General features: G+C 30.2%; 26 protein-coding genes and 5 tRNA genes. All 31 read right to left on the bottom strand.

The annotated features are described in order from the left end of the window. Positions 1 to 73: 73 nt before the first annotated feature. Complete coding sequence (locus BCB68_RS04225) at positions 74 to 433, bottom strand: YbaB/EbfC family nucleoid-associated protein (protein ID WP_094079659.1); 360 nt, start codon at positions 431 to 433, stop codon at positions 74 to 76. 62 nt (positions 434 to 495) lie between these two features. Next, positions 496 to 580: transfer RNA gene (locus BCB68_RS04220), tRNA-Tyr, on the bottom strand. A 20-nt stretch (positions 581 to 600) separates the two neighbouring features. After that, positions 601 to 676: transfer RNA gene (locus BCB68_RS04215), tRNA-Thr, on the bottom strand. A gap of 12 nt (positions 677 to 688) precedes the next feature. Next, a tRNA-Asp gene (locus BCB68_RS04210) sits at positions 689 to 765 on the bottom strand. 5 nt (positions 766 to 770) lie between these two features. Then, positions 771 to 846, bottom strand: a tRNA-Val gene (locus tag BCB68_RS04205). 12 nt (positions 847 to 858) lie between these two features. Next, positions 859 to 933: transfer RNA gene (locus BCB68_RS04200), tRNA-Glu, on the bottom strand. 142 nt (positions 934 to 1,075) lie between these two features. Further along, positions 1,076 to 1,339: a 50S ribosomal protein L28 gene (gene rpmB, locus BCB68_RS04195; protein WP_094079658.1), complete on the bottom strand. Its 264-nt coding sequence runs from the start codon at positions 1,337 to 1,339 to the stop codon at positions 1,076 to 1,078. A 190-nt stretch (positions 1,340 to 1,529) separates the two neighbouring features. Continuing rightward, a complete protein-coding gene (locus tag BCB68_RS04190; RefSeq protein WP_094079657.1) occupies positions 1,530 to 1,925 on the bottom strand; it encodes a nucleoside triphosphate pyrophosphohydrolase family protein in 396 nt (131 codons plus the stop codon). Positions 1,926 to 1,948: 23 nt separating this feature from the next. After that, complete coding sequence (locus BCB68_RS10850; protein ID WP_237048703.1) at positions 1,949 to 2,086, bottom strand: hypothetical protein; 138 nt, start codon at positions 2,084 to 2,086, stop codon at positions 1,949 to 1,951. Between the two features lie 5 nt (positions 2,087 to 2,091). Then, complete coding sequence (locus tag BCB68_RS04185) at positions 2,092 to 2,532, bottom strand: hypothetical protein (protein ID WP_237048702.1); 441 nt, start codon at positions 2,530 to 2,532, stop codon at positions 2,092 to 2,094. Positions 2,533 to 2,625: 93 nt separating this feature from the next. Beyond that, positions 2,626 to 3,387, bottom strand: coding sequence for a Bax inhibitor-1/YccA family protein (locus BCB68_RS04180; protein ID WP_094079656.1), 762 nt, complete (start codon positions 3,385 to 3,387; stop codon positions 2,626 to 2,628). Positions 3,388 to 3,442: 55 nt separating this feature from the next. Then, positions 3,443 to 5,353 (bottom strand): threonine--tRNA ligase, encoded by a 1,911-nt coding sequence (gene thrS / locus BCB68_RS04175; protein ID WP_094080769.1) that lies wholly within the window; start codon positions 5,351 to 5,353, stop codon positions 3,443 to 3,445. Positions 5,354 to 5,433: 80 nt separating this feature from the next. Further along, entirely contained in the window at positions 5,434 to 5,895 is a 462-nt protein-coding gene (locus tag BCB68_RS04170; RefSeq protein WP_094079655.1) for a divergent PAP2 family protein, read from the bottom strand. A 63-nt stretch (positions 5,896 to 5,958) separates the two neighbouring features. Next, the gene (yhbY, locus tag BCB68_RS04165; RefSeq protein ID WP_094079654.1) at positions 5,959 to 6,297 is read right to left on the bottom strand and encodes a ribosome assembly RNA-binding protein YhbY; all 339 of its coding nucleotides are present in this window, start codon (positions 6,295 to 6,297) and stop codon (positions 5,959 to 5,961) included. Positions 6,298 to 6,315: 18 nt separating this feature from the next. Continuing rightward, a complete protein-coding gene (locus BCB68_RS04160) occupies positions 6,316 to 8,202 on the bottom strand; it encodes a ribonuclease J (protein WP_094079653.1) in 1,887 nt (628 codons plus the stop codon). 51 nt (positions 8,203 to 8,253) lie between these two features. Further along, complete coding sequence (mrdA, locus tag BCB68_RS04155; RefSeq protein ID WP_094079652.1) at positions 8,254 to 10,245, bottom strand: penicillin-binding protein 2; 1,992 nt, start codon at positions 10,243 to 10,245, stop codon at positions 8,254 to 8,256. Between the two features lie 55 nt (positions 10,246 to 10,300). Next, positions 10,301 to 10,672, bottom strand: a complete 372-nt coding sequence (rsfS, locus tag BCB68_RS04150; RefSeq protein ID WP_094079651.1) for a ribosome silencing factor — start codon at positions 10,670 to 10,672, stop codon at positions 10,301 to 10,303. A gap of 66 nt (positions 10,673 to 10,738) precedes the next feature. Next, positions 10,739 to 11,449 (bottom strand): RsmE family RNA methyltransferase, encoded by a 711-nt coding sequence (locus tag BCB68_RS04145; RefSeq protein WP_094079650.1) that lies wholly within the window; start codon positions 11,447 to 11,449, stop codon positions 10,739 to 10,741. An 18-nt stretch (positions 11,450 to 11,467) separates the two neighbouring features. Continuing rightward, positions 11,468 to 12,472 carry a Holliday junction branch migration DNA helicase RuvB gene (gene ruvB, locus BCB68_RS04140; RefSeq protein ID WP_094079649.1) on the bottom strand — a complete coding sequence of 335 codons (1,005 nt, stop codon included), beginning with the start codon at positions 12,470 to 12,472 and terminating at the stop codon, positions 11,468 to 11,470. Positions 12,473 to 12,493: 21 nt separating this feature from the next. Beyond that, a complete protein-coding gene (locus BCB68_RS04135; RefSeq protein ID WP_094079648.1) occupies positions 12,494 to 13,117 on the bottom strand; it encodes a DUF445 domain-containing protein in 624 nt (207 codons plus the stop codon). A 170-nt stretch (positions 13,118 to 13,287) separates the two neighbouring features. Next, positions 13,288 to 13,710 (bottom strand): flavodoxin domain-containing protein, encoded by a 423-nt coding sequence (locus BCB68_RS04130; RefSeq protein WP_094079647.1) that lies wholly within the window; start codon positions 13,708 to 13,710, stop codon positions 13,288 to 13,290. 10 nt (positions 13,711 to 13,720) lie between these two features. After that, positions 13,721 to 14,923 carry an acetate/propionate family kinase gene (locus BCB68_RS04125; protein ID WP_094079646.1) on the bottom strand — a complete coding sequence of 401 codons (1,203 nt, stop codon included), beginning with the start codon at positions 14,921 to 14,923 and terminating at the stop codon, positions 13,721 to 13,723. A 44-nt stretch (positions 14,924 to 14,967) separates the two neighbouring features. After that, a complete protein-coding gene (gene pta, locus BCB68_RS04120; RefSeq protein ID WP_094080768.1) occupies positions 14,968 to 15,975 on the bottom strand; it encodes a phosphate acetyltransferase in 1,008 nt (335 codons plus the stop codon). A 58-nt stretch (positions 15,976 to 16,033) separates the two neighbouring features. Continuing rightward, positions 16,034 to 17,239, bottom strand: coding sequence for a signal recognition particle-docking protein FtsY (gene ftsY, locus BCB68_RS04115; protein ID WP_094079645.1), 1,206 nt, complete (start codon positions 17,237 to 17,239; stop codon positions 16,034 to 16,036). After that, complete coding sequence (tsaB, locus tag BCB68_RS04110; RefSeq protein ID WP_094079644.1) at positions 17,239 to 18,024, bottom strand: tRNA (adenosine(37)-N6)-threonylcarbamoyltransferase complex dimerization subunit type 1 TsaB; 786 nt, start codon at positions 18,022 to 18,024, stop codon at positions 17,239 to 17,241. The genes ftsY and tsaB overlap by 1 nt, the downstream gene beginning before the upstream one ends. A gap of 82 nt (positions 18,025 to 18,106) precedes the next feature. After that, on the bottom strand, positions 18,107 to 18,562 hold the full coding sequence (gene tsaE / locus BCB68_RS04105) for a tRNA (adenosine(37)-N6)-threonylcarbamoyltransferase complex ATPase subunit type 1 TsaE (protein WP_094079643.1): 456 nt from the start codon (positions 18,560 to 18,562) through the stop codon (positions 18,107 to 18,109). Between the two features lie 9 nt (positions 18,563 to 18,571). Beyond that, complete coding sequence (gene rfaE2 / locus BCB68_RS04100; protein WP_172826481.1) at positions 18,572 to 19,024, bottom strand: D-glycero-beta-D-manno-heptose 1-phosphate adenylyltransferase; 453 nt, start codon at positions 19,022 to 19,024, stop codon at positions 18,572 to 18,574. Between the two features lie 233 nt (positions 19,025 to 19,257). Next, the gene (locus BCB68_RS04095) at positions 19,258 to 20,388 is read right to left on the bottom strand and encodes an OmpA family protein (protein ID WP_094079641.1); all 1,131 of its coding nucleotides are present in this window, start codon (positions 20,386 to 20,388) and stop codon (positions 19,258 to 19,260) included. 402 nt (positions 20,389 to 20,790) lie between these two features. Continuing rightward, a complete protein-coding gene (gene glyS, locus BCB68_RS04090; protein ID WP_094080767.1) occupies positions 20,791 to 22,821 on the bottom strand; it encodes a glycine--tRNA ligase subunit beta in 2,031 nt (676 codons plus the stop codon). Positions 22,822 to 22,915: 94 nt separating this feature from the next. Beyond that, positions 22,916 to 23,524, bottom strand: a complete 609-nt coding sequence (locus BCB68_RS04085; protein ID WP_094079640.1) for a hypothetical protein — start codon at positions 23,522 to 23,524, stop codon at positions 22,916 to 22,918. Continuing rightward, complete coding sequence (locus tag BCB68_RS04080; RefSeq protein WP_094079639.1) at positions 23,517 to 24,773, bottom strand: AAA family ATPase; 1,257 nt, start codon at positions 24,771 to 24,773, stop codon at positions 23,517 to 23,519. The genes BCB68_RS04085 and BCB68_RS04080 overlap by 8 nt, the downstream gene beginning before the upstream one ends. Between the last annotated feature and the right edge of the window lie 44 nt (positions 24,774 to 24,817).

Raw genomic sequence — 24,817 nt, 5'->3', positions numbered from 1 at the left:
TATAAAAAAACCAGAAGTTTCGTTCTGGTTTATTCTTATATGGCATGAAAACTACAAAAAATCTAAATTTTTATTAAAATAATCCTGGAATGCTTACACCACCTGTAACAACTTCCATTTCCTTTTCAGCCATTTCTTCAGCTTTATCTAAAATTTCGTTTACTGCATTTATAATTAAATCTGAAACTATTGTTGAATCATTTTCCTCAACAGCATCCTTTAAAACATCTAAAGAAATTGATAAATCAACTATTTTTTTTTGACCATTGGCTTTAACAGTGATTCCACCACCAGCTACAGAACTTTCTACAAATTTATCTTTTAATCCTTCTTGAATTTTTAACATTTCTTGTTGCATCACTTGAGCTTGTTTTATAATATCTTGTTGGCTTCCTCCTGATTTATTTCCTGCTCCTTTTATTTTTCTAACCATAATTAATATTTCCTCCTATGAAATTATATGATTTTTCATATTAAAATTTTTATAAAAAAAAATGGTGGAGAGAGAAGGATTCGAACCTTCGAAGGCTGAGCCGGCAGATTTACAGTCTGATCCCTTTGGCCACTCGGGAACCTCTCCACAACATTATTAATTTTTTATGGTGCCGCTTGTCGGACTCGAACCAACCACCTACTGATTACAAGTCAGTTGCTCTACCAGATGAGCTAAAGCGGCAATCAAATTTTATGGCGGAAGTGACGAGACTCGAACTCGCGACATCTTGCGTGACAGGCAAGCACTCTAACCAACTGAGCTACACCTCCATAAATGGTGGTCACAATTGGGCTCGAACCAATGACCCCCTGCTTGTAAGGCAGGTGCTCTCCCAACTGAGCTATGCGACCATAATTAATACTTGGTACGGTCTAGGGGAGTCGAACCCCTGTTGCCAGGATGAAAACCTGGAGTCCTGACCACTAGACGAAGACCGCACATCGTATCTATAAAATCTTAATATCTCACAGACAAGAGAGATTATATCATATATACTTTTAGATGTCAACACTTTTTTTCATTTTTTTTATTTTTTCAAAATAATTTAAAATTTTCAAAAAAAAGTAAGTTATTAATAACTTACTTTACTGAAAATAATGCTTTTTGAATTTTAGGACTTAATGTTTTAATATTTTTTAATAATATTTTTTTAACTTGATCAACATTTTTTCCTTTCAATGTTTTCATAGCTTTTGTACAAACTTTTACTCTTATTTCACTTCCATTAATATTTAAAAGCATTGTTTGTAAATTTGGTTTCCATATTCTTTTTGTAGCTTTATGAGAGTGACTTACTCTATTTCCGTGGCTAACTTCTTTTCCAAAAACTTCACATCTTCTCATTGTTTTTCACCCTACTAAAATTAGTAGCTCCTTTCTTAATTTTGAATATAGCTTTCACTATTTATAACTTTTAATTAACTAATTTTTTTAGTTAAAATTCTTCACATATCGGTTTATATTTTATCATATTTCTCAAATTTTTACAAGTATTTTCACTATTTAGACAGAATAAATTTTTTTATTTCAAAAACTACTTATCATTTTTTTCAAAAAATTTCTTTAAATTTGGCGGAAAATAATTCGGTCCTTTTATAACTTTCCCATCTTCCCGATAAATCGGATCTCCATTTTCATCCAATTTGCTAAGGTTGCTTCTGTGGATTTCTTCAAAAACATCATCAATCACATTTTGCATTCCATGCTCAATAATTGTTCCACAAAGAATATAGAGCATATCTCCAAGTGCGTCTGCCACTTCTACAACATTCCCTTTTTTAGCCGCTTCCAAATATTCTCCATTTTCTTCAGCCATCAAGTCAAACCTCAATTTTTCCAATCCATCCTTTAATTTTCCAATCGGCTTTTTAGAATTTCCAAGTTTATAAATTCTGTGAAACTCTTCCACACATTCTATTTTTCTTTTCATCTATTTTTATTTTCCTTTCAAATTTATATTAAAATTATCGTGCTTATTATAAGCAAAATCAGTATTTTTACAATATCCGTATATAAAACTGCCGCCACATAAAATCTTATTTTTTCCAAAAATTCAGTTTCATTATTTTCTAAAACTTTTATTTTTATCATTTTTTTTATTTTTTTGAATCAAAAATTATTAAAATTATCGCTAGAAATAACGATATTATTAGCAATATTACAGATAAAATTCCAATATTTTTCTGAAACAAAACTTTTATTACCGAAGAAAAAATTGACAAATTTAAACCTGTCAAAAGTGAATAAATTACAAAACTTGATTTTATAATTTTTTTGCTTTTGTTAATTATAATTTTATATAAAAAAAATGTCAAAAAAATTTCTAAAACAATTATTCCAATAAATAAAAACGATATTTTATCCAAAACTTGCTTCATTTTAAAAATATACATAATTTTATACATTTCAGCCTGTAAATTTAACATCTGCGACAACAAAACTGAAATCAATATGCCGCAAAACACCCAAATTTTACTGTTTATAATTTCATCGTTAATGAATTTTTCCGTATCATTATTTAATTTGTTATCTTGCAAGATTTTCCCACTTTCCTAAAAAATTAAAATTGCTTTAAAATCAGAAAAACTCCGACTTTAAAGCATTTTTCACATAAATATTTTTAATATAATTTATTTTCTTCTTCCCAATATTCTTAAAATATACAAGAACAAATTTATAAAGTCTAAATATAAATTTAATGCTCCCATAATTTCGATTTTATTAAGAATTTCTGTATCTCCTTGCACAGCATGAGCAATTATATTATTTTTTATTCTATTTATGTCAACAGCGATAAAAATAACAAATATGATTATTCCAAGAATTGTCATAAACCAGACTACACCGTCACTTTGTAAAAATATATTTACTATACTTGCCAAAATAATTGTAATAAGTCCTACAGTTGCAATGCTTCCAAATTTTGTCAAATCTTCATTTGTGACATAGCCGTAAATCCCCAAAATCAAAAATAATAGTGCAGTTACAGAAAATGCTGTAATTACAATATTTAAATCAGTTGCAAAAAGGACTGAAAAACTTATTCCCGTAAGTATCGAATACACAATAAACATCAATTTTAGAACTCTTGACGACACTTTGTAAATTAAAAACGTGAACGCTAAAACTGTTACCAGTTCCAATATTACTGATATTTTTACTAAAGCTGCAAATACCTCGTACGAAAATATCCCAACATAAGCTGCATTCATTACAAAAAAACCTGCGATTCCAGATAATACCAATCCAAAAACCATCCAAAACACACTTCCACGAACCTTTGAAGCAACTAACCTGTTTAAATCTTCATAAGTTGCAAGTCGTGGATTTTTTTCTTCATTTTTGTACTCCTGTTCCAAAAAATCGTTATTTTCATCATAATAATTACTCATAAAAATCACCTCTATTTTTATTTATTTAGTAACTTTAATAATTTTTTACATAAAATTATTTTTTAAACGGAACTTTTGATTCTTCCAACAAAATATTAACAATTTCATCAACTGAAACATTTTTGCTTTCTTGTGAACCAAATCTTCTAACATTCACTTCATTATTCGCAACTTCATTTTTACCAATAATCAACTGAACTGGTATTTTTTGATCTCCATTTGCTTCCCTAATTTTATATCCAATTTTTTCCGCTCTTGTGTCAAGTTCAACTCTAATTCCTGCATTTTGAAATTTTGTAAATAATTCTTTTGCAAAAGGCACTTGTTCATCAGAAATTGTTAAAATTCTTGCTTGTACTGGCGCTAACCAAGTTGGGAAAGCTCCTGCATAATGTTCAATCAAAATTCCAAGGAATCTTTCTAAACTTCCGTACATTGCACGGTGAATCATTACTGGTTCATGTTTTTCTCCGTCTGCTCCGATATAGCTCATTTCAAATCTTTGTGGTAAGTTGAAATCTAATTGGATTGTTCCACATTGCCAAATTCTTCCAATTGAATCTTTCATCTTAAAGTCAATTTTTGGACCGTAAAACGCTCCATCTCCAGGATTTAATTTATAATCAATCCCTTTGTGTTCCAAAGCTGATTTTAAATTAGCTTCAGCCATTTCCCAAATTTCATCTGAACCGATTGCTTTATCTGGTTTTGTTGATAATTCAATATGATATTCAAATCCGAATAAAGTATAGAATTTATCGTATAAATCAATAATTTCAATAATTTGTTCTTCAATTTGCTCTTTTGTACAAAAAACATGCGCATCATCTTGTGTAAATGCTCTAACTCTCATAAGTCCGTGCAAAGCTCCACTAAATTCGTGTCTGTGAACAAGTCCCATTTCTCCATATTTTAATGGTAAATCTTTGTATGAATGCAAGTTATTTTTATATGCTATTATTGAACCTGGACAGTTCATTGGTTTAATTGCATAAATTTTTTCATCAATTGTCGATGTATACATATTTTCTCTGTAATTAAACCAGTGTCCAGAAATTTCCCAAAGTTCTCTATCCAGCATAATTGGAGTTTTTATTTCCTGATAACCTCTTTTTTTATGTTCAACTCTCCACATTTCTTGAAGTTTGTTAAAAATTTCCACACCTTTTGGCATAAAGAATGGGAAACCTGGTCCATGTTCATCCAAGAAAAATAAGTTAAGCTGTTTTCCTAATTTTCTGTGATCTCTTCTTTCAGCTTCTTCCATCATTGTCAAATAGTCATCCAGCTCTTTTTTAGTCGCAAAAGCTACTCCATAAATTCTTTGAAGCATTTTATTATTTGAATCTCCACGCCAATAAGCTCCAGCAGTTGACATTAATTTAAATGCTTTTAAATATCCAGTTGATGGAACATGTGTTCCACGGCATAAATCCACAAATTCTCCCTGTTTATAAATACTGACTTTATCAACTCCCAAGTCATCAATTATTTCAACTTTATAAGTTTCACCTTTTTCAGCAAAGAATTTTTTAGCTTCTTCGGCACTCATTTCACTTCTTTCAAAAGGATAATTTTCTTTTACTATTTTTTTCATTTCTTCTTCGATTTTTGTTAAATCTTCTTCAGTAAAAGGTCTTTCAGGATCAAAGTCATAGAAAAATCCATTTTCCACAACAGGCCCTATTGTAACTTTTGTATTTGGAAATAATCTTTGCACAGCTTGAGCCATTATGTGAGCCGCACTGTGTCTAATTATTTCTATTCCTTCTTCGCTAGTATTTGTTATTAGCTGTATATTTCCTGATTTTTCAATTATGTACGAAGGATCTACTTGGGTTCCATCAATCATAGCTCCTACAGTTGCTTTACCTAAACTAGAACCAATCGTTTTTGCAAATTCCACTACTGTCATTGGTTTTTCTAGCTGTCTTTTGCTACCATCAGGTAATATCATTTCTATCATTATTTCATCCGCTCCTTCATTCTTTATTTTTTTTTTATTGTTCATTATAATACAATTGAGAAATTTTTTCAACTTAAAATTTATCCCAAAATATATCTTTTGAATAAAAAACTCAACATTATTCCTAAAACAGTACCCCAAAATACTTCTCGTGGAGTATGTCCCAAAAGTTCCTTGAATTTCTCATTTATTATTTCTATTCCTTCTCGATGTTCTATCGCTTCTATTAATGTATTTAATGCTTTTGCATGTTTTCCAGCTTGACGTCTGATACCTGTCGCATCGTACAGGACAATTCCAGCAAATACCATTGAAATAGCAAATTCTATGGAAGCAGCGCCTTTTATAAAAAACACGCCAGTTGCGAGAGAAACAACCGTTGAAGCATGAGAACTCGGCATTCCACCTGTTTGAATTAACCTTCCCCACTGCGGTTTTCTTCCCTTAAATACAGGAAAAAAAACTTTGTAAAATTGCGCTGAAAGGCAAGATATTGCCGCAACATCCAAAAGTCTATTTCCAAATAATATTCCTGCACTCATCTTCTTTTCCTTTTCTTATTTCTTTTCTTCACTTTACTTCTATTTTTTCTTTTTTCAATTTTTTTATTTTTTATTTTTTTTCTTTTTAAATTCATTAAATTCAGTTGTAATTACTGCATCTTTTGTATTTTTAGGTTTAAAAAATATAAGAACATTTCCAATTTTATCCACAAAAATTGATTTTGTATCTTTTGCAATTTCATCAGCTAATTCTCTATCAAATCCTACTGATGAATTTTGCAAGATTTTTACTTTTATTAATTCTCTTTTTTTTACAACTTCAGCAATACTTTTTAAAACATTTTCATCTATTCCTTCTTTTCCAATTCTTACGACAGGCTCAAGATTGTGTGCCAGCTTTCTCAAAAAAGCTCTTTCTCTACTTGAAAGTTGCTGTACCATTTTGTATTATCTCCTTTCTCAATTATCCATAATTATTGGTAAAATTATTGGATCTCTGTCAGTTTCTTTTGACAAGAAATCTCCGACTTTTATTCTAATTCTCTGTTTTATTTTTCCAATTTCTTTAACTTTTTCACTCTGTAAAACGGAAAGTTCTTTTTTTACCAATTCCTTTGTTTTAGAAAGTAAGCTTTCTGCATCTTTATTGTAAACAAATCCCCTTGTAACAAGTTCTATATTTTCATTAAAAGTTCCATTTTTGTATTTTAAAATCGAAATAATTACTATTCCATCATCAGCTAAGTTTTGTCTATCTTTTAAGACTGCATTTCCAATATCACCAATTCCAAATCCATCAATGAATGTCGCTCCACTTGGTACTTTTCCAACTTGTCTAAACTCTCTTTTGGAAAGTTCAAATTTTGCTCCATTTTCACCCAACAGTATATTTTTTTCTTCAACTCCCACAGCAACCGCCAACTCTTTATGTTTTTTAATCATCGCATATTCTCCGTGAACTGGCAAGAAAAATTTTGGTTTCACAAGATTTATCATAAGTTTTTGTTCTTCTTGACAACCATGTCCCGAAACATGAATTCCAATTCCTTTTTCAAACACGACATTGGCCTCCCGCTTCATCAATTGATTGATATTTTTGGTTGCAGCCTTTTCATTTCCTGGAATAGGTGTTGCTGAAATTACAACTGTATCCCCTTGTCTTAACGTTATATATTTATGAGTTCCATTTGCGATTCTTGAAAGCGCTGCAAGTGGCTCTCCCTGAGTTCCAGTACATAAAATTAACACTTTATCTGCTGGATGTGTTTCCACTCTTTCAATATCTATCATTATGTCTTTTGGAAGTTTTAAATATCCCAGATTTGAACAAATTTCAAATATTTTAATCATACTTCTTCCATCAATTGCAATTTTTCTTCCATGAGAATAGGCAATATTTACAATTTGCTGTAATCTGTGAACATGAGATGCAAATGCCGCAAGTATTATTCTTCCTTTGGCTTTTGAAAATTCATCCTTCAAACTTTCTCCAACAGTTCTCTCAGATGGTGTAAATCCAGGAATTTGTGCATTTGTACTGTCTGACAAAAGTAAATCCACACCTTCTTCTCCTAGTTGTGCCAGCCTTCCAAAATCAAATCCTTCTCCATCTACTGGCGTCAAATCCACTTTAAAATCTCCCGAATGTAAAATTGTCGCAGCAGGAGTTTTTATGCAAATGGCGTAACAATCAGCAATACTATGTGTAACACTTATAAATTCCACCGTAAAATATTTTGAAATCTTTAAAATATTTCTTCCAGTTATAACTTTCTCTTTTGGAAGTTTCGCATCCTTTTTCTCAAATTTAGCTTTTGCAAGTGCAAGTGTTAGTTTTCCACCATACATCGGTATATTTTCTGTTCCCAATTTTTGGTAAAAATACGGCACCGCTCCAATATGATCTTCGTGCCCATGTGTCAAAAGCAAAGCTTTTATTTTATTTCTATTCGCTTCTAAATATGCAAAATCAGGTATTATAACATCAATTCCCAAATGTTCATCCTCTGGAAATGTAAGTCCGGCATCCACCACAACTATTTCGTCTTTATACTGAAATGCCGTCATATTTTTCCCAACTTCTTCCAATCCGCCTAATGGGATTACATACATTTTTTCATCTCTTGCCTCATCTTTGAAACTTCTTTTGTCAACATGTCTATTTCTATTGTTTGCAAGTGGAACATATCTTGTTTCGTTTTTTTCATCTAAATGTCTTCTATTCGTACTTTTTCTTCTAAATCTCTTTAAATTAGATTTTATTTTATTAGTATCTTCTTTTTTAGAAAAATGTCTTTTTATTGTTGAATTTAAACTTCCTACTTCTCTTCTTTCTTTATCTGACATTTAGTAAACACCTCCTCACTTTATTTTTTTATATTTTTATATTTTCAAATTTTATCCTTTTTTATTTCCGTTATTTCCATTATTTTTATCATTTTCGTTATTTTTATTATTTTTGCTATTTTTATTATCATCTTGTGTTTTATCTTTATCTTTTTGTTTTACTTTTAAAACATATTTTTCTCTATATTTATTTATAAAGACTCTAGCCATTTCTCCAGATGCGTCTCCACCATATCCTCCACCTTCTACGACCGAAACAAATACAATTTGCGGTTTATCTGATGGAAAGTATCCAGCTATCCACGAGTGATTGTCTCTAAATCCAGAATTTTGTGCCGTACCTGTTTTAGCAGAAACAGGATATCCCTCTATTCTAAGAATTTTTGCCGTTCCGCCTGAACCCATTACTGGCAATCTTAATGCATTTTGCAACAATTTTAGCGTCTTCGGACTTACATTTAATTTTCTCGACAATTTTGGCTGATTCACTGTGACTTTTCCGTTATAAGTGACAAATCTGTCAACTACAGTTGGTTTTAACTGCACACCATTATTTGCAATTGCTTGATAAACCGAAGCAATTTGTATTGGTGTAACAAGCACATAACCTTGTCCTATTGACATATTGATTAAATCTCCTGGAAGCCATTTTTGATCTTGTTTTTTCTTAAATCTTTTCTTTTTCCATTCAGGACTTGGCAATGTTCCCGTAGATTCTCCAGGTATGTCAATTCCTGTTTTTTCACCGATTCCATATTCTTTAGCATATTTATCAATATTTTTTATTCCAGCCTTTTGAGAAAATACATAATAATATGTATTTACTGATTCTTCGATAGATTTAGCAAAGTTAGTTATACCATGTCCAGCTTTATGCGAATCTCTAAATACTGAACCTCCAAATCTATATTGTCCTGTAGAATTTACTGTTGCATACGGAGAAATTCCAGATTCCAATATTCCTGTACCAGTTACTGCCTTAAATGTCGATCCAGGAGGATAAAGTCCTGCAATTCCTTTGTTTACAAGTGGTTTTGATTTAGAATTTACCAAAGCGTTCCACTGAGCTCCAGGAATTTTTGAACTCATCAAATTCAAGCTTATTTCAGGATTGCTTACAAAAGTGACTATTTTCCCAGTTTTCGCTTCCATTGCAATAAATGCACCAGTTTTCCCGCTAAATGCTTCTGTCATAGCTTTTTGCAAGTCAAAGTCGAGTGACAAATATACATTTTTTCCAGCAATACTTTCGTTTGTGGAAATTTGTCTTATTATATTCCCCTTTGCATCAACTTCAATACTCTCTTTTCCATCCTGACCTTTCATCTCTTTGTCATAAGAACGCTCAACACCTTTTTTCCCAATTAGGTCACTATTTTGATAACCTTTGTCTTTTAACTCGTTATATTCTTTTTCACTTATCGGTTTTACATAACCTATAACATGAGATGCTATTGTATCTTCAGGATAAAATCTCTTATTATATTCAACTATGTCAATTCTATCGTTATCCAATTTTTCAATAGCTTTTAGTGCAACATTTTTATCCAAATCCTCAATAACCAATATTTTTTTATCCGTTCCAAGTCTTTGCTCTTTAAAAAATTTATCAATTATGTCATCCAAATTTGTTCCAGTCACTTCATTAATTTTTTTAATATCAAGCATTGTCTCTTCCAAGTCCTTAGCTTTTTTCTTTTTCTCACTTGAAAGTCTTGCATGAATTTGCTCTGGATTCATATTTTTCATTTCTTTCAATATTTTCACATCATTTGCATCAAGCGTTTTTGTCCCAATGTGAACCAATTGATATCCTGTCATATTTTTTGCAAGTAAATGACCTTCTCTATCGTAAATTTCACCACGGTTAGCTTTTATTATATTTGTTCTAATTCTATTTTGCTGTGCTCTTTCTTCATATTTAGAAGCTTCTAAAATTTGTAAAATAAATAATTTTGAAATTAATACTAAAAATCCTATTCCTACAAGCATAATAAAAGCAATAAACCTTGGATTTTTTTCTTCCTTGTCTAATTCTCTCATTTTTTTTCCTTCTTTTTTTGCCTTGTCTTTATTTTTTTATTTATTTTAAAATATTTTATTCATCAATTTCTTTATTTTCTTTGTTTTCTTTATTTTTTCCATTTACTCCGTTGTAAAATTCATCTAATTTGTAATAATCTCTCGCATCTTTACTAAATATACTAACAATCACATCTCCTGCATCAATCAAAACCCAATTAGCTTCTTCCAGTCCTTCAACACTTCTAACCGTTTCCAAACTTTTTTTTACATCAGTCGCAATCGCTTCAATATTTCTACTTGAACTTCCAGTACAAAGTATCGAATAATCAAAAAATGGTGATTTTCCACGCATATCATATACTTTTATGTCCTGTGCCTTCTTATCCTCCATAATGTCAATTATTTGTTGAATTTCTGCACCAAATTCATTTTTTATTTCACTCATTTTCTTTTTTTCCTTTCTTTAATTTAATTTTGTTTTGTTTTTTATTATTTTTAGTTTTTTAATTTTTTATTTTAAATTTAAATTTGAAATAATTCCCGCAACTACAATTGAAGCTGTTTCAGCTCGTAAAATTCTAGCGCCAAGACTCACTTCAAAAGCATTTTTTCCTTTCAAAAAATCTACTTCCTCTTCGGTAATTCCGCCTTCTGGTCCAATTATACACAAAATATCTTTATCTTTTTCATCAATTAATTCAAAAATCGACTTTGAATTTTCACTATTTTCATAGGCAAATATTATTTTATCATATTTTTCGTAGTCAATTTCACAAATTTTTTTTATTTCTGAAATTTTGGGAAATTTCACTCCTCTACATTGTTTTAGCGCTTCTCTTACAACAGTTTCCCACTTTTCTTTTTTTTCATTAATTTTTACAACGACTCTTTTTGTCTTTAACGGAATTATTTTATTAACACCTATTTCCGTCAATTTTTGTATCGCTAAATTCATCTTGTCGTTTTTTAAAATTCCTATCGCCATGTCAATATTCACATCAAGTGAATAATTGTCCTCCATTTTTTTTATTATTTCTAAAATGACTTCTTTTTTAGAAATGCTTAAAATTTTTGTCAAATATTCAAATTCGCCGTCAATAACTCTCAATTCATCATTTATTTGAAGTCTGTACACATTTTGAATATGTCCGCAATCCAATTTATTATCAATAATAATTTTTTTATCACTGATATTTTTCTTTTCTGCTATCACTGTCAACAACAGCTTTTCACCTCATTTTTATTCTTCCAATATTTTTTTTATTCCTAAATGTCTGTAACCAGCTTCAGTTACAACTCTTCCACGGGGTGTCCGCTTTATAAATCCGATTTTAATTAAATACGGCTCATAAACTTCTTCAATTGTTCGTCTGTCCTCTCCCAGCAAAAGTGATAATGTCTCAATTCCAACAGGTCCGCCGTTATAGACATCAATTATCGAACTTAAAATTTTTCTGTCAAGTTCATCCAAGCCATTTTCATCGACTCCCAAAAGTTTTAAAATTCCATTTACACTTTTTTTGTCCAAAACTCCATTTCCTTCAACAAGTGCATAATCTCTTGCTCTTTTCAAAAGTCTATTCGCAATTCTAGGCGTTCCACGACTTCTTTTAGAAATCTCGCTAATTCCGTCTTCATCGTACGAAATGCTCAAAATTTCAGCTCCTCTTCGAACAATTTCTGTAAGCTCATCAAGATTGTAAAACTCCATTTTATGTGTCACACCGAATCTGTCCCGAAGTGGCGTACTAAGTTGTCCCGCTTTAGTCGTCGCACCAATTAATGTAAATTTTGGCAACTCAATCCGAATACTTCTAGCTGACGGTCCTTTTCCAATTAAAATATCAATTTCATTGTCTTCCATCGCAGGATACAAAATTTCTTCAACTGAAGTATTTAATCTGTGAATTTCGTCAATAAATAAAATGTCATTTTCTTCAAGCGAAGTCAAAATTGCCGCCAAATCCCCTGATTTTTCCAAAACTGGTCCAGTTGTAATTTTTAAATTTACTCCCATCTCATTTGCAATCACTCCTGCAAGCGTCGTCTTTCCAAGTCCTGGAGGTCCATATAGCAAAATGTGGTCCACAGTTTCATTTCGCATTTTTGCCGCTTTTATAAAAATGTTCATTTTTTTTTTCAAATCTTCTTGACCGATATATTCTCTAAAAGTTTTTGGTCTAAGTGACTTTTGAATATTGTCCTCTCCCAGTTCATCGGGTGCCAATACTCTTTCTTTTTCCATCTTTTCTCCCTCTCTCAAAACTTATATCGCTTTTAGTGCCACCATCAATAAGAATTGAAACACTGCGATAATTCCCCCAAGAACTCCACCTATTATTTCAATATGCTTTAGTTCATTTTTTGAAATTCTTAAAATAATTTCTTCTATTTCTTGCAAAGAAAAATTCTCCATTTTTTCCAAAATAATTTCACGAAAATTTATTTTTTCTTTTCCTATTTTTATAATTTCCCCAATAATTTCTTCTTTATTTTCCAAAATGCTCTTTTTAAAATAAGATTTTATCTTTTCAATCACGCTATCATTTATAAACATTTTTAATAACGGATTTTTATCCAATATATTTTTTTGCAATTTTTCTCCAATAACTTTATCTAATAACTTATCAATAATTTCATCTGAAAGTTCCATTTCTTCAATTTTATCTGCGATATCATCCACAGAAATCAGCTCTTTTTCCACAACATCGGCTATATTTAAAGATATTTCCGCTCTTCTTTTGGGAATTAATCCCTGTATTTTAAAAAAGAGAAAATTCATCTCCTTATATGGTCTAAAAAGTAATTTTATAGCTAAATAATTAGTAAACCAACCTATAAGTGTTCCAACAAGCACCATAAGACAAAACTGTAATATCAAATTTCTCAATTTTTTCCTCCAAAAACTTATTTTTTGAAATAGTTTATATTTAATGGTATCACATTTCTTATTTAATATCAAGAATTATTAATTCTTAGGCAAAATAAAATATGTTTGAAAAGAAAAAAATTTTTACTTATTTAATCAAGGGGGAAAAAATCCCCCTTTTTTTGTTTTTACTACAATACTATTTTTCTTCCATATTCTTTACATTTTTCAATTTTTTCATCATCATCAGCTGCCAAGTGATTTATAAATCCTTCTCCTACGATTGAGAAATTTTCGCTAGTTAGCTGTTCTACCCAACTTTCCATAAAAACTCCTGTTCCCCAATCGTAAGAGCCAAAAAGTCCAACTGTTTTATTAAAAATTTTATCTTTATTGGATTCAATAAATTCAACTATTTCTGGCGCTATTTCTTCCGCTCCTGCAGCAGGTGAACCAAACGCTAAAAAATCAGCATTTACTGATTTTTCGTCAGCTTCTTCCACATTTATCACTTTCACATCTGCTCCCGCATCTTTTGCACCTTGTGCAATATATTTTGCCATTTCTTCAGTATTTCCTGTCGCTGAATAGTAAATTATATTTAAACTTGCCATTTTTCCCCACCTAACTTTCTCTTGTAAGTCTATAAGTATCTCTCGCTATCATTATTTCTTCCGCCGTTTCAATTTTATAAACTTTTACTTTAGAATTTTCTTTAGTAATTTCTACATTTCCCGGTAACCATTTACTTGATTTTTCTTCATCTAAATCAATTCCTAAATATGTCAAATCCCTACAAATATCTCTTCTCGCATAAAAAGCATTTTCTCCAATTCCACCTGTAAATGCTATTGCATCAAGTCCATTCATTGCAGCGGCATAAGCTCCAATATAAGATTTTATTTTGTAACAAAACATTTCATATGCCAATTTTGCTTTTTCATTTCCTTCTTCAACTCCAGCTGCCAAGTCCCTAAAATCCGAGCTAGGTCCAAAAATTCCTTTAATTCCAGACTGTTTATTCATTCTTGTATTCATTTCTTTTGGAGTTAAACCTCTTTTTTCCATTATATAAACAACTGCCGATGGATCCACATCTCCGGTTCTGGTTCCCATCATAACTCCAGCAAGTGGAGTTAGACCCATTGAAGTGTCAACAACTTTTCCGTTTTTCACAGCTGTTATACTAGCTCCATTTCCAAGGTGACAAACTATTATTTTGGAATCTTTTTTTCCAAACATTTGAGCTGCAATTTCGCTCACATATCTGTGCGAAGTCCCATGTGCACCGTATTTTCTAACTTTTAACTCTTCATAGTCTTCATACGGAAAAGCGTACATATATGCTTTTGGCTCCATTGTCTGATGAAACGAAGTGTCAAATACCACGACATTTTTTTTATCTGGAAGTAGTTCCATCATAACTCTCACACCCATTGCCGCAGCTGGATTGTGAAGTGGCGCAAGTTCTCCAAGTTCTTCAACTAATGAAATAACTTTTTCATCGACTAAAGCCGAATCTTTAAAATAAGCTCCTCCTTGCACAACTCTATGCCCTATCGCATCAATTTCATCAACACTTTTAATAACTCCCATACTGTCGTCCTGAAGAAGTTTTAATACGGCGTCAATTGCCATTTTATGATCATCCATAGGTTCTGGCTTTTCAGTTATTTTTATATCTTTTATCAAATTTTTGTAACTGATCATTGGATTTGCAATTCCTATCCTCTCGCACAGTCCTTTTGCAATTGATTTTTCATTTGTCATGTCAATTAATTCAAACTTTAACGACGAGCTTCCACTATTTATAACTAATATTTTCATCTATTTATTTCCTCCAAAAATTTTTATTTTTTTCTTAATCATTATTATTTTTCATCAGATTCAACGGCTGTAATCGCCACAACTTCAACTATATCTTCCACGCTGCAACCTCTCGATAAATCATGGACAGGTCTAGCTAATCCTTGAATTAACGGTCCTAACGCTTTCGCACCTGAAAATCTCTGAGTCAATTTGTAACCGATATTTCCTGCATTTAAATCAGGGAAAACTAATACATTCGCATTTCCTGCCACTTTTGAGTTTGGTGCCTTAAGTTTTGCCACTTCTGGAACGATTGCCGCATCCAGTTGCATTTCTCCATCAAATTCAAAATCCACATCTCTCATTTTTAAAATTTCAATCGCTTCTCTAACTTTTCTAACTGATTCTCCGTCGGCACTTCCTTTTGTTGAATAAGACAAAAATGCCACCTTAGGCTCTTTTATCCCAACTGTAACTTTGGCTTTTTCAACCGCTGAAATTGCTATATCTGCAAGTTGTAACGCCGTTGGATTGGGAATAACTGCCGCATCTGTAAAAATAAGTGTTCCATTTGCTCCAAAGTTCGAGTCAGTTACCATAACAAACGAACTTGAAATTGTTTTTAGCCCTTCTTTTGGTCCAATTACTAAAATTGACGCTCTTAGTACATGAGCTGTTGGAGAAATCGAACCTGCGACCATTCCGTCAACTCTTCCTTGTTTTACAAGCATTGCCGCAAAAAATCTAGGATCTGACAACATTGTGGCTTTTGCCGCTTCAAAAGTCATACCTTTTTTTTCTCTTCTCTTTCTCAAAATTTCTGACATTTGGTCAATAGTCGCACAGTTATTTGGATCATAAAAAATCGCTCCATCCAAATTTACTCCCAATTTTTCCGCCTCTTTTTTTATTTTTTCTTCGCTTCCCACAAGTGCAATTTTTGCAAGACCTTCACTCATAACTTTTTCAGCCGCTTTTAACACCCTTGGATCTTCCGTTTCTGGTAATATAATTGTTTTTTGCAATATTTTTGCTTTAGCCTTCAAACTTTCTAATAAATTTTTAGACATTTTTTCAACTCCATTTCTTTTTTTATTTTTTATTTTTATTTTCACACATTTTTTAAAGCTAATCAGAAAAAATCGCTTCTACAAACTCTTTAGAATCAAATTTTCTAAGATCTTCAATTCCTTCCCCAACTCCAATAAATTTAATTGGCTTTTTTAATTCATTAGTTATCGGAAAAATAATTCCACCTTTTGCAGTTCCATCAAACTTAGTCAAAATAATACCTGTTAAATCCACAATTTCGTTAAAGATTTTAGCTTGTTCAAGCCCATTTTGCCCAGTCGTGCTGTCAATTACAAGAAGTGTTTCAAATTTATCATTTCCCGATTGTTCTTTTATAATTTTATTAATTTTTTCCAGCTCTTTCATCAAATCTCTTTTATTATGAAGTCTTCCCGCAGTATCCAGTATTGCCACATCAAAATTTCGATTTTTAGCTGTTTTTACCGTATCAAATATGACAGCCGCAGGATCACTTCCGTGAGATTGTTTCACAACTTCAACTCCTGTCCTTTTCCCCCATTCCTCAATCTGTTCAATTGCAGCCGCTCTAAATGTATCTCCAGCTCCAATTATAACCTTTTTTCCTTTATCCTTTAACTTTTTCGCAATTTTCCCAATCGAAGTCGTCTTTCCAACTCCATTTACTCCAACTACCAAAATAATATTAAGTTTTCCATCTTGAATATCAAGTTTCGTATTTTCTTCGGTGTTGTAGACCAACTTACTTTTCAGTAGTTCCTTCAATTCCTCATAGACATCCTGCGACGCTTTCAATCTCTTTTTGTCAACTTGTTTTTCCAAATCTGCCACAATTTCCATCGTCATATCCATTCCAATATCAGATTGAATAAGCAGTTCTTCCAACTCTTCATAAAGTTCATCGTCAATTGTTTTTCCCAAAAACATCTCTTTCAATTTTGAGAAAAATCCTTTTTTAGGTGTGGCAAGTCTATCTTTTAACGGTTTTAACTTTGGTTTTTTCTTAGTTTTTTCAATTTTTTCTTCTTTTTTTTCTTTTTCTTCTTTTCCTTTTTCATTTTTGTTTTCTTCTGATTTTTTTTCATTTTCTAATTTTTTATTTTTTTTATTTTTTTCAGAAATTTCATTGCCTTTTTTTGTTTTTTCTTCTTTATCATTTTCTTTATTTTCTTTGTTTTCTATATTTTTTTTAATTTTTTCATTTTTTTCAGTTTCTTTAGTTTCTTCAATCTCTTCTTCTTTTTTCTTCTTTTTTCCAAATTTAAAAAAATTTTTTAACGCCATTATTTCTTATCCCTTTCCGCCTGTGATTTTTCCAAATAATTCGGTCTTAAATTAAAAATATCAGTTTTTTTATCTTCAAGTTTTCCTGCGAGCATCATTTGAACAAAAGTTGCCACATCAATTTTCAAATTTTTTTCTTCAAATAAATGGACACTTTGCCTCAAATTTTCTTTTATCTTTTCTTTATAATTAAAAACTGCATCTCCAATCATATAAATTTCATTATTTTTATTTTCTTCTCTATCTTCTTTATCTTGTTTACTTTCTTTATTTTTATCTTCTTTTTCATTTTTTTTATTATTAATTTCCAAGATTATATCATCCAATTTAACAACTTTATAATCTTCCACTAATTCAAGTTTATTTTCAAAAACTTTATAAGCCGCAAAATAAACTTTTTCCTTTCTCGAATCTATCAAAGCATAAATTTTTTTATTAAAAAAATTATCGCAAGTCGCACAAATATTAAAAAATGCCTGATAACCTAGCGCATCAAGTTCATTCACTTCATAAAATGTAACATCTTCTCTTCCAAAAAAAATTCCTTTTACAACCGAAATAGCTATTCTCACACCTGTAAAAGAGCCAGGTCCAATCGACACAACCACATTTTTTATATCAGTTAATTTTTTTCCAGTCCACTTTAAAAGGCAGTCAATTTGCTCCAAAATTGTTGTAGAATGTGATTTCGCAACTTCAATATGAATTTTCCCCAAAACTTTCTCATTTTCATAAAGCGCAAGACCAGCCAATTTAGTGGTCGTAGTTATTGCAAAAGTTATCATAATCTCCCTTTCTTTATTTATTTTTTTATTTCTCCTATCTTTTTGTTTTTTCTTCTATTTCTTTTTTCTAATTTTTCTTTTTTCATTCTCCCAATTTTTCTAAATAATCTATTTTTTCTCCATTTTCAAATTTATAGACGGAAATTTTTCTCATATTTTCAGAGTGGTGATTAATTTCAATAAAAATCGTATCTTGCGGCATTTCAGATAAAATTTTATCTGCCCATTCTACAATTATGACGCTCTCTTCATCTCCGATAAAATCTTCAAATCCAATTTCATAAATCTCTTCAGTATTGCTAATTCTATATACATCAAAGTGGCTAATTTTTTTCCTTCCACTCTCATATTCAATGACATAAGTAAATGTCGGACTTTTTACATTCTCTGTAACTCCAAAATATTCACAAATTTTTTTCGTAAAAGTCGTCTTCCCCGCTCCCAAATCTCCAATTAGTCCAACACATCCGCCATTTTCCAACTTTTTTGCTAAACTTCGTGCCAAATTATTTATTTCATCAAAATTCATTATTTTCATATTTTAATCTCACTTTTTATAAACTTCAATTATTTTATTAATTATATCCGTCGTAGAAACATTATCCACAAAAGATAAAATTTTAACTTCTCCGCCATTTTTTTCCACAGTCTTTGTTTCCGGCAAATCTTCCTTTCTGTAATCTCCACCCTTCACATGAATGTTAGGTTTTAGAATATCCAGAAGTTTTTCCGGCGTCTTCTCATCAAAAATAACCGCAAAATCCACAAATTTTGTCCCCAAAAGCACGAACGCTCTATTTTTTTCGTCGTTAATCGGTCTTTTGTCGCCTTTATTGACTTTGACGGAAGAGTTGCTGTTGATACCCACAACCAGAACATCTCCTAAATTCCTAGCTTCTTCCAAATAAGTCAGATGACCTATGTGCAAAATATCAAACACTCCATTTGTAAAAACTACTCTTTTCCCCTCTCTTTTCAGTTCGATTATTTTTTCTCTCATTTTTTCTACAGTTAATAAATTTTCTCTAAAATTATTCTTCAATTTTTTCTCCTGAACAATACATAATTATAATAAATTATATCACATTTTTTACAAAAAAAGAAAATATTTAATCATTTTTTCTCATATTTTTTATTATACAAAAAAAAGGCCTTCGCCTTCTTTTAAAAATAATTTTAAAAAAATTATAAAATTTGAGAACTACTAAAAAATAGTTCCCAAATTATTAATTATTATTGGTTAATGAATTTAACATTTTTGAAGTCTACATTTTGGAAGAATAATTCAACTCTTCTGTTATTGTATCTTCCTTGTTGTGTATCGTTAGTATCCATTGGGTTAGTTTCACCTTGTCCAGTGATTGTTCCATAAGAAATTGAATTTTTAAGTCCATATTCTCTTAACAATCTTGCTACGTTTTGTGCTCTTGCAACTGATAATTTTTGGTTGTAAGCATTTGAACCAGTTGAATCTGTATGTCCAACGAAATCAATTGTTCCACCATCAGCAAATTGATTAATTACGTCTGCAATTTTTCTCAAGTCGTTTTGTTCATTTTCGTTTGGTACTCTTCCATCAACTTTAAATCCTCTGATTACACATTTTTTATCATCAACTGAGCAGCTAAATGGTAATACAGCATTTCCTCTAGTATCAATTGTATTATCAGGTGTAGGAACTGGAGTTGGTACAGGTACTTCTACTGTTTGAGTTATAACTTTAGGTGATCTGTCATTTTTCAATTGACCAATTCTATAACCTACTCTTACTCCAACTGAATCTAAATGATCTCTATATTTAGTTACACCAACATTTGGAGTTTTATCTGTTACTTTAAAGCTAGATCTTTCATATAAAGCTTCCAATGAAACTGGTCCAAATTCAGTACCAATTCCTGCTGCAGTATATAGACCACCTTTAATGTCTAATCCTGCCTGCTTTCTTGCTTCTCTTGATTCTTTAGCGAAGTTATATCCTGCTCTACCTAATACATATAAAGCATCGTTTCCTCCATTAGTTGTAATTAAGTTAAATTTACCTAAAGCATAAACTGGTACATCTCTACCAAGTTTTTTAGCAGTTGAATAAGTACCATTCCATTGTTCTTTTTTAGGTTTTAATTTTCCTGAGTTATTAGAGAATTTGTATTCTCCTCCTAATCCCCATTCAAATTCACCTTGGTTGTCTACGATGTATTCAACACCCGCAGTTGCACCATTTTTTACTTTAAAATCAGAATGTTTCCAATAATCTGCTCCTGATTTATATTTTCTGTAGAAATCATATCCACCTTTTACTTGGAATTCAGACGCTACAGCATTCAAAGCTAATAAAGCTGTTCCCAAAATAACTAATTTTTTCATTTTAATTCCTCCTGAATTTTCTATTTAATTTTACTTCTGCACTGCCTTGATTATGCTTAAATAGGTACACAATAAGACACTTTCATTCAAATTATATATTTTCTAAAAAACCAAAAATTAATTAATTTTTTAAAAAAATTTTCCAATAATTTGAATTTTTTAATCTAACTTTACTTAAGTAAGTATACACTATTTTAGCAAAAAAATCAAGTTTTTTTTGTTAATTTTATATCGGGTTATATTTAATTTAACCATCGTTTTATGGTTAGATATTAGCACTTTTTTTTTAAAAAGTCAATACTAAAAATTTTATTTTTCTATTATTTAACTGTGAAAACTATTCGAGATTCCAATATTGACTAGTAATTCAGCAATTAAACAATTCAAAATTTCTTAAAAATTTTATATATTTATCATTTTATCAATCGATTTTTCTAATTTTTTAAGCGTAGAAACTCTGTTATTTTTAATTGTTTCATCATCTGTGTTAATTATTACATTATCGAAATAGTTATTTATTACATTTGCGTTATTCAATAAAACTTGAATATAATTTGCGAACTCTTTATTTTCAAGCAGCTCCAATTTATTTCCTAAGTTAAATATAGCTTTTTCCTCGTTTTTTTCAAATAAATTTTCTGAAATTTTGATTTCATCTTTATTATCCTTAACTATATTTTTTACCCTTTTTAATAAGTTAATCAATGTTTCAAAATTTTCTGTTTTTGACAATTCCAATAATACTGACAATCTGTCATTTAATTTTACGATATTGTTTTCAAGGTTAATTTCATATGAAATCAAATCTTTGCTGTATTTTTCGCCTAAAACATTTGATAATCTTTGTTTAAACAATTCTACCACATTTTTCACAACATTTTTATCCAACACTTTTTTGTCAGCCGCAAAAATTTCGTAAGCCTTTTCAACTAATTTTTCGTAATTTAATTCTAATTTAGAATCCAATGCCACTTGAACGATTCCTTGAACCGCTCTTCTCAACGCATAAGGATCTTTTGAACTTGTTGGTTTTAAACCTACCGAATAACAACCTACTACAGTATCGATTTTATCAGCAATTCCAGCTAATGCTCCTTCAATAGTTGTTGGTAAAATATCGTTTTGGTATCTTGGCAAGTAATGTTCAAAAATTCCAAGTGCCACTTCTTTATCTTCACCTTGTTTTTCAGCATAAACTGATCCCATAAATCCTTGCAATTTTGTAAATTCTTTTTCTGCAATTACGTTTGAAACCAAGTCTGCTTTTGAAAGTTCCACTGTTCTTAAGATATTTTTCTTTTTCGCTCCATATCCCAATTCATCTGCCAAATATTCAGCGATTTTTTTACTTCTTTGTATTTTTTCGTAAATTGTTCCCATATCTTTTTGGAACGTAACTTCTTTCAATTTTTCCACATTATCGGCAAATTTACCTTTTAAATCTTCATCAAAGAAGAATTTCGCATCAGCAAGTCTTGGCTCAATAACTTTTTCATTACCTTTTTTCACAACTTCTGAATATTCAGGTGCATTTCTGATTACAATAAATTTATTTGTCAATCTTCCATTTGCATCTTTCACTGGAAAATATCTTTGATGTGTTTCCATAGTTATCGTGATAATATCTTCTGGAAGGTCCAAATAATCAGCATTAAACTCACCTTTTATCGCAAAAGGATATTCCACCAAATTCACAACTTCTTCCAATAAATAATTATTAATAATCGCAACATCACCATCATTTTCACAATTTTCTTTTATACTTTTCAAAATTTCCGCTTTTCTTTCAGCTTTTCTAGCAATTACACTATTTTTTCTCAATTTTGAAACATATTCGTCGGGATTTGAAATTTCCACATCTTGCGGTGCAAAATATCTCATCCCACGAGTTTTCTTTCCACCTTTTAATCCTTCAAACTCAAAAGGCAATACTTCTGTTCCAAGCAAAGTCACAAACCATTTTATCGGTCTTGCAAATCTAAATGTTCTGTCTGACCATTTCATTGATTTTTCAAACTCGATTTTTTTAATAACATTTGACAATATTTCTGGCAACACTTCTTTTGTAGGTTTTCCAGCAATAAATTTTTCAATTGAAATATATTTTCCTTTTTCATTTTCGATAATTTTTACATCATCAGGTGTCGCTCCTTGTGATTTTATAAATCCTTCTCCAGCTTTTGTCAATGCTCCATCTTTATAAGCGATTTCCACTGAAGGTCCAACACTTTTTTTATCCAAATCCGCTTGTTTTTCAGCAATATCTTTAACAATAATCGCCACTCTTCTCGGCGTACTAAAAGATTCTATTCCTGAAAATGCAATTCTTTCTTCTTTTAACTCTTTTTCCGCAATTTTTTTCAAATTACTTTCAGCCTCGTCTACATATCTCGAAGGCAATTCTTCTAATCCTATTTCAAAAAGAAAATTCAATTTTTTCACTCCTTTCGGTATTTTCACTCTTCTTTTTATTTTTTTATTTCCTATAAATTTTCGCCACAAAAAGAAGCAAAAAAGACTTTATTTTTTATTTTAATTTCTCATATTTTCTTACAAATTTTTCCTCAAATTCCTCTTTTGAGTAGGTGTGTACATTTTTGAAGCAATAACCTTTGAATTTTTCAAGTCCAAAACAAATGATTTCATCTTTACCAAAAGTATTTTCTCCAACTGATAAACTACTTCCCTGATTTATAAAATAATTTCCAATCTCTGAAATGGAATTCTTTTCATTTGGTGAATTTTTTTCTTCATTGTAGACTAAAATATAATTTGTAATTTCTTTTAAAGTATTTAAAGATTTTTTCTCAATATCTCCTAAAACAAACATACTATTAAGAATCTTTAACTCTATATCCTTTAATTTTTTTATATCAATTCTATTAGACTTATCAAGTAATTTCCCATTTTTAAATTCAATAAAAGTATATCTTCTATCGCTATGTAAAAATAAAACATCATTTGTTTTCAGCTGAATGCTCAAATTATTATTTCTAGTGTACTTATCTCCTCCAACACTATCAAAATTAATTACTTTAATTTGACTTTCTGTCATATATTCTTCATTGTTATCATCTTTTGAAGTTTGCTTTAATGTAGAAGTATTATATATTTTCAAATTAATTTTTTTACTCATCTAAATCACTGCTATATCTAATATTTTCTAAATCCTGAATTGGTCTTGCTAATTTTCTATAAATTTCTCTTGTATTTCCTGTTACATCTTTTATAATACTGCTATTTCCTTCATTTTCAGCCACATAATATTTACATTTATCATCAATTTTATGTCGTTCCGAAAAAACTTCAATTGCATTTAAAAAATACGGACTATGTGTTGTCAATAAAATATGCATTCCAAACTCTCTTTGCAATAAAACTATCAATTCAGCAAATTTTAGTTGCCATTCTGGATGTAAATGAATTTCTGGCTCATCAAGAATTATTGTTCCATTTTCTTCCAAAGTTCCATTTTGCAATAACATTTTTATAATTGCAAAAGTTTTAAGCCCTGTAGATAAATTTTTTAAGTCAATATCTTCACCATTTTTTCTGTAAACAAATTTAAAATTTTTATTTTCCAAAATCTCTCCACTCAAAACACTGTTTAATTTTTGGTAAATATTATTCAATTTTTTCTTCACTTTTATTTCAGAAATAACACTATTTTCGTTTTCTGAAAAAACATTGGTTGCTAAATGTGTCTGGTGATTTTCATCCTCGAAATCATAACTATCCAAAATAAATGGATTATCAATATACATTGTTTCTTTATTTATTAAAAAATAATTTTGAACATCTGAAATTTCATTATTTTCAATTTTTAAATCTATTTCTTTATCTTTTATTTTAAGACTTATTTCTCCAATATTCATTTTTTCTCTAGAAAAAATGGCATTAATTTGATTATGAAATTCTTTATTCATAATTCGTGAAACAATAACTTTTATGATTTCTTTGTCTGAAATTTTTAAAGTTTCATTTATTTCTTGAACAAAATTTGAAATATTTTCAATTTTTAGATCTTTTTTATAATTATTAATTATAATTTTTATCTCATCTTCTGAATAATTTTTATTATTTTTTAAAAGTTCAATAGCAATTTTTGCTTCAGTTCTATCAAAAATTCCAAAAAAGTCTTTAAAATTATCAGCAATTTTATTATAACCATTTGCTTTCATAAGTTTATCTACAATTTTTTCCAATTCAGAAACTTTTTCATTATAAACTTTCTCATCAATTTCATAAAATCCATTAAAAACACTCCACAAAACTTTCCCAACCGTACTTTTCCCAGTATCATTTTCACCAGTGATAACCGTTATTCCATCAATTACAACTTCAGCATTTTTTAATTTCCCGATATTGTTAATTGTTAGTTTCATTACACACTCCTTCCTTCTCAAAATCTTTTGAAAAGCCCCCTTTT

The organism is Leptotrichia sp. oral taxon 498, assembly GCF_002240055.1.
GTDB classification, from domain to species: Bacteria; Fusobacteriota; Fusobacteriia; order Fusobacteriales; family Leptotrichiaceae; genus Leptotrichia; species Leptotrichia rugosa.
This window is presented reverse-complemented; position numbering and strand designations above follow the sequence as displayed.

Bases quoted from the DNA above. Each gene is read 5' to 3' on its own strand.
- BCB68_RS10850 (WP_237048703.1), bottom strand. From the start codon at position 2,086: ATGATAAAAATAAAAGTTTTAGAAAATAATGAAACTGAATTTTTGGAA.
- ruvB (WP_094079649.1), bottom strand. From the start codon at position 12,472: ATGGAAAAAGAAAGAGTATTGGCACCCGATGAACTGGGAGAGGACAAT.
- BCB68_RS04125 (WP_094079646.1), bottom strand. From the start codon at position 14,923: ATGAAAATATTAGTTATAAATAGTGGAAGCTCGTCGTTAAAGTTTGAA.
- rpmB (WP_094079658.1), bottom strand. From the start codon at position 1,339: ATGAGAAGATGTGAAGTTTTTGGAAAAGAAGTTAGCCACGGAAATAGA.
- BCB68_RS04225 (WP_094079659.1), bottom strand. From the start codon at position 433: ATGGTTAGAAAAATAAAAGGAGCAGGAAATAAATCAGGAGGAAGCCAA.
- tsaB (WP_094079644.1), bottom strand. From the start codon at position 18,024: ATGATAACTTTTGCAATAACTACGACCACTAAATTGGCTGGTCTTGCG.
- BCB68_RS04085 (WP_094079640.1), bottom strand. From the start codon at position 23,524: ATGAGTAAAAAAATTAATTTGAAAATATATAATACTTCTACATTAAAG.
- tsaE (WP_094079643.1), bottom strand. From the start codon at position 18,562: ATGAAAATAATGAATTTTGATGAAATAAATAATTTGGCACGAAGTTTA.
- rfaE2 (WP_172826481.1), bottom strand. From the start codon at position 19,024: ATGAGAGAAAAAATAATCGAACTGAAAAGAGAGGGGAAAAGAGTAGTT.
- BCB68_RS04080 (WP_094079639.1), bottom strand. From the start codon at position 24,773: ATGAAACTAACAATTAACAATATCGGGAAATTAAAAAATGCTGAAGTT.
- mrdA (WP_094079652.1), bottom strand. From the start codon at position 10,245: ATGAGAGAATTAGACAAGGAAGAAAAAAATCCAAGGTTTATTGCTTTT.
- pta (WP_094080768.1), bottom strand. From the start codon at position 15,975: ATGTCTAAAAATTTATTAGAAAGTTTGAAGGCTAAAGCAAAAATATTG.
- rsfS (WP_094079651.1), bottom strand. From the start codon at position 10,672: ATGAGTGAAATAAAAAATGAATTTGGTGCAGAAATTCAACAAATAATT.
- BCB68_RS04095 (WP_094079641.1), bottom strand. From the start codon at position 20,388: ATGAAAAAATTAGTTATTTTGGGAACAGCTTTATTAGCTTTGAATGCT.
- BCB68_RS04130 (WP_094079647.1), bottom strand. From the start codon at position 13,710: ATGGCAAGTTTAAATATAATTTACTATTCAGCGACAGGAAATACTGAA.
- BCB68_RS04190 (WP_094079657.1), bottom strand. From the start codon at position 1,925: ATGAAAAGAAAAATAGAATGTGTGGAAGAGTTTCACAGAATTTATAAA.
- BCB68_RS04160 (WP_094079653.1), bottom strand. From the start codon at position 8,202: ATGTCAGATAAAGAAAGAAGAGAAGTAGGAAGTTTAAATTCAACAATA.
- BCB68_RS04170 (WP_094079655.1), bottom strand. From the start codon at position 5,895: ATGAGTGCAGGAATATTATTTGGAAATAGACTTTTGGATGTTGCGGCA.
- ftsY (WP_094079645.1), bottom strand. From the start codon at position 17,239: ATGGCGTTAAAAAATTTTTTTAAATTTGGAAAAAAGAAGAAAAAAGAA.
- thrS (WP_094080769.1), bottom strand. From the start codon at position 5,353: ATGATAGAAATGATATTACCTGATGGTAGCAAAAGACAGCTAGAAAAA.
- yhbY (WP_094079654.1), bottom strand. From the start codon at position 6,297: ATGGTACAGCAACTTTCAAGTAGAGAAAGAGCTTTTTTGAGAAAGCTG.
- BCB68_RS04180 (WP_094079656.1), bottom strand. From the start codon at position 3,387: ATGAGTAATTATTATGATGAAAATAACGATTTTTTGGAACAGGAGTAC.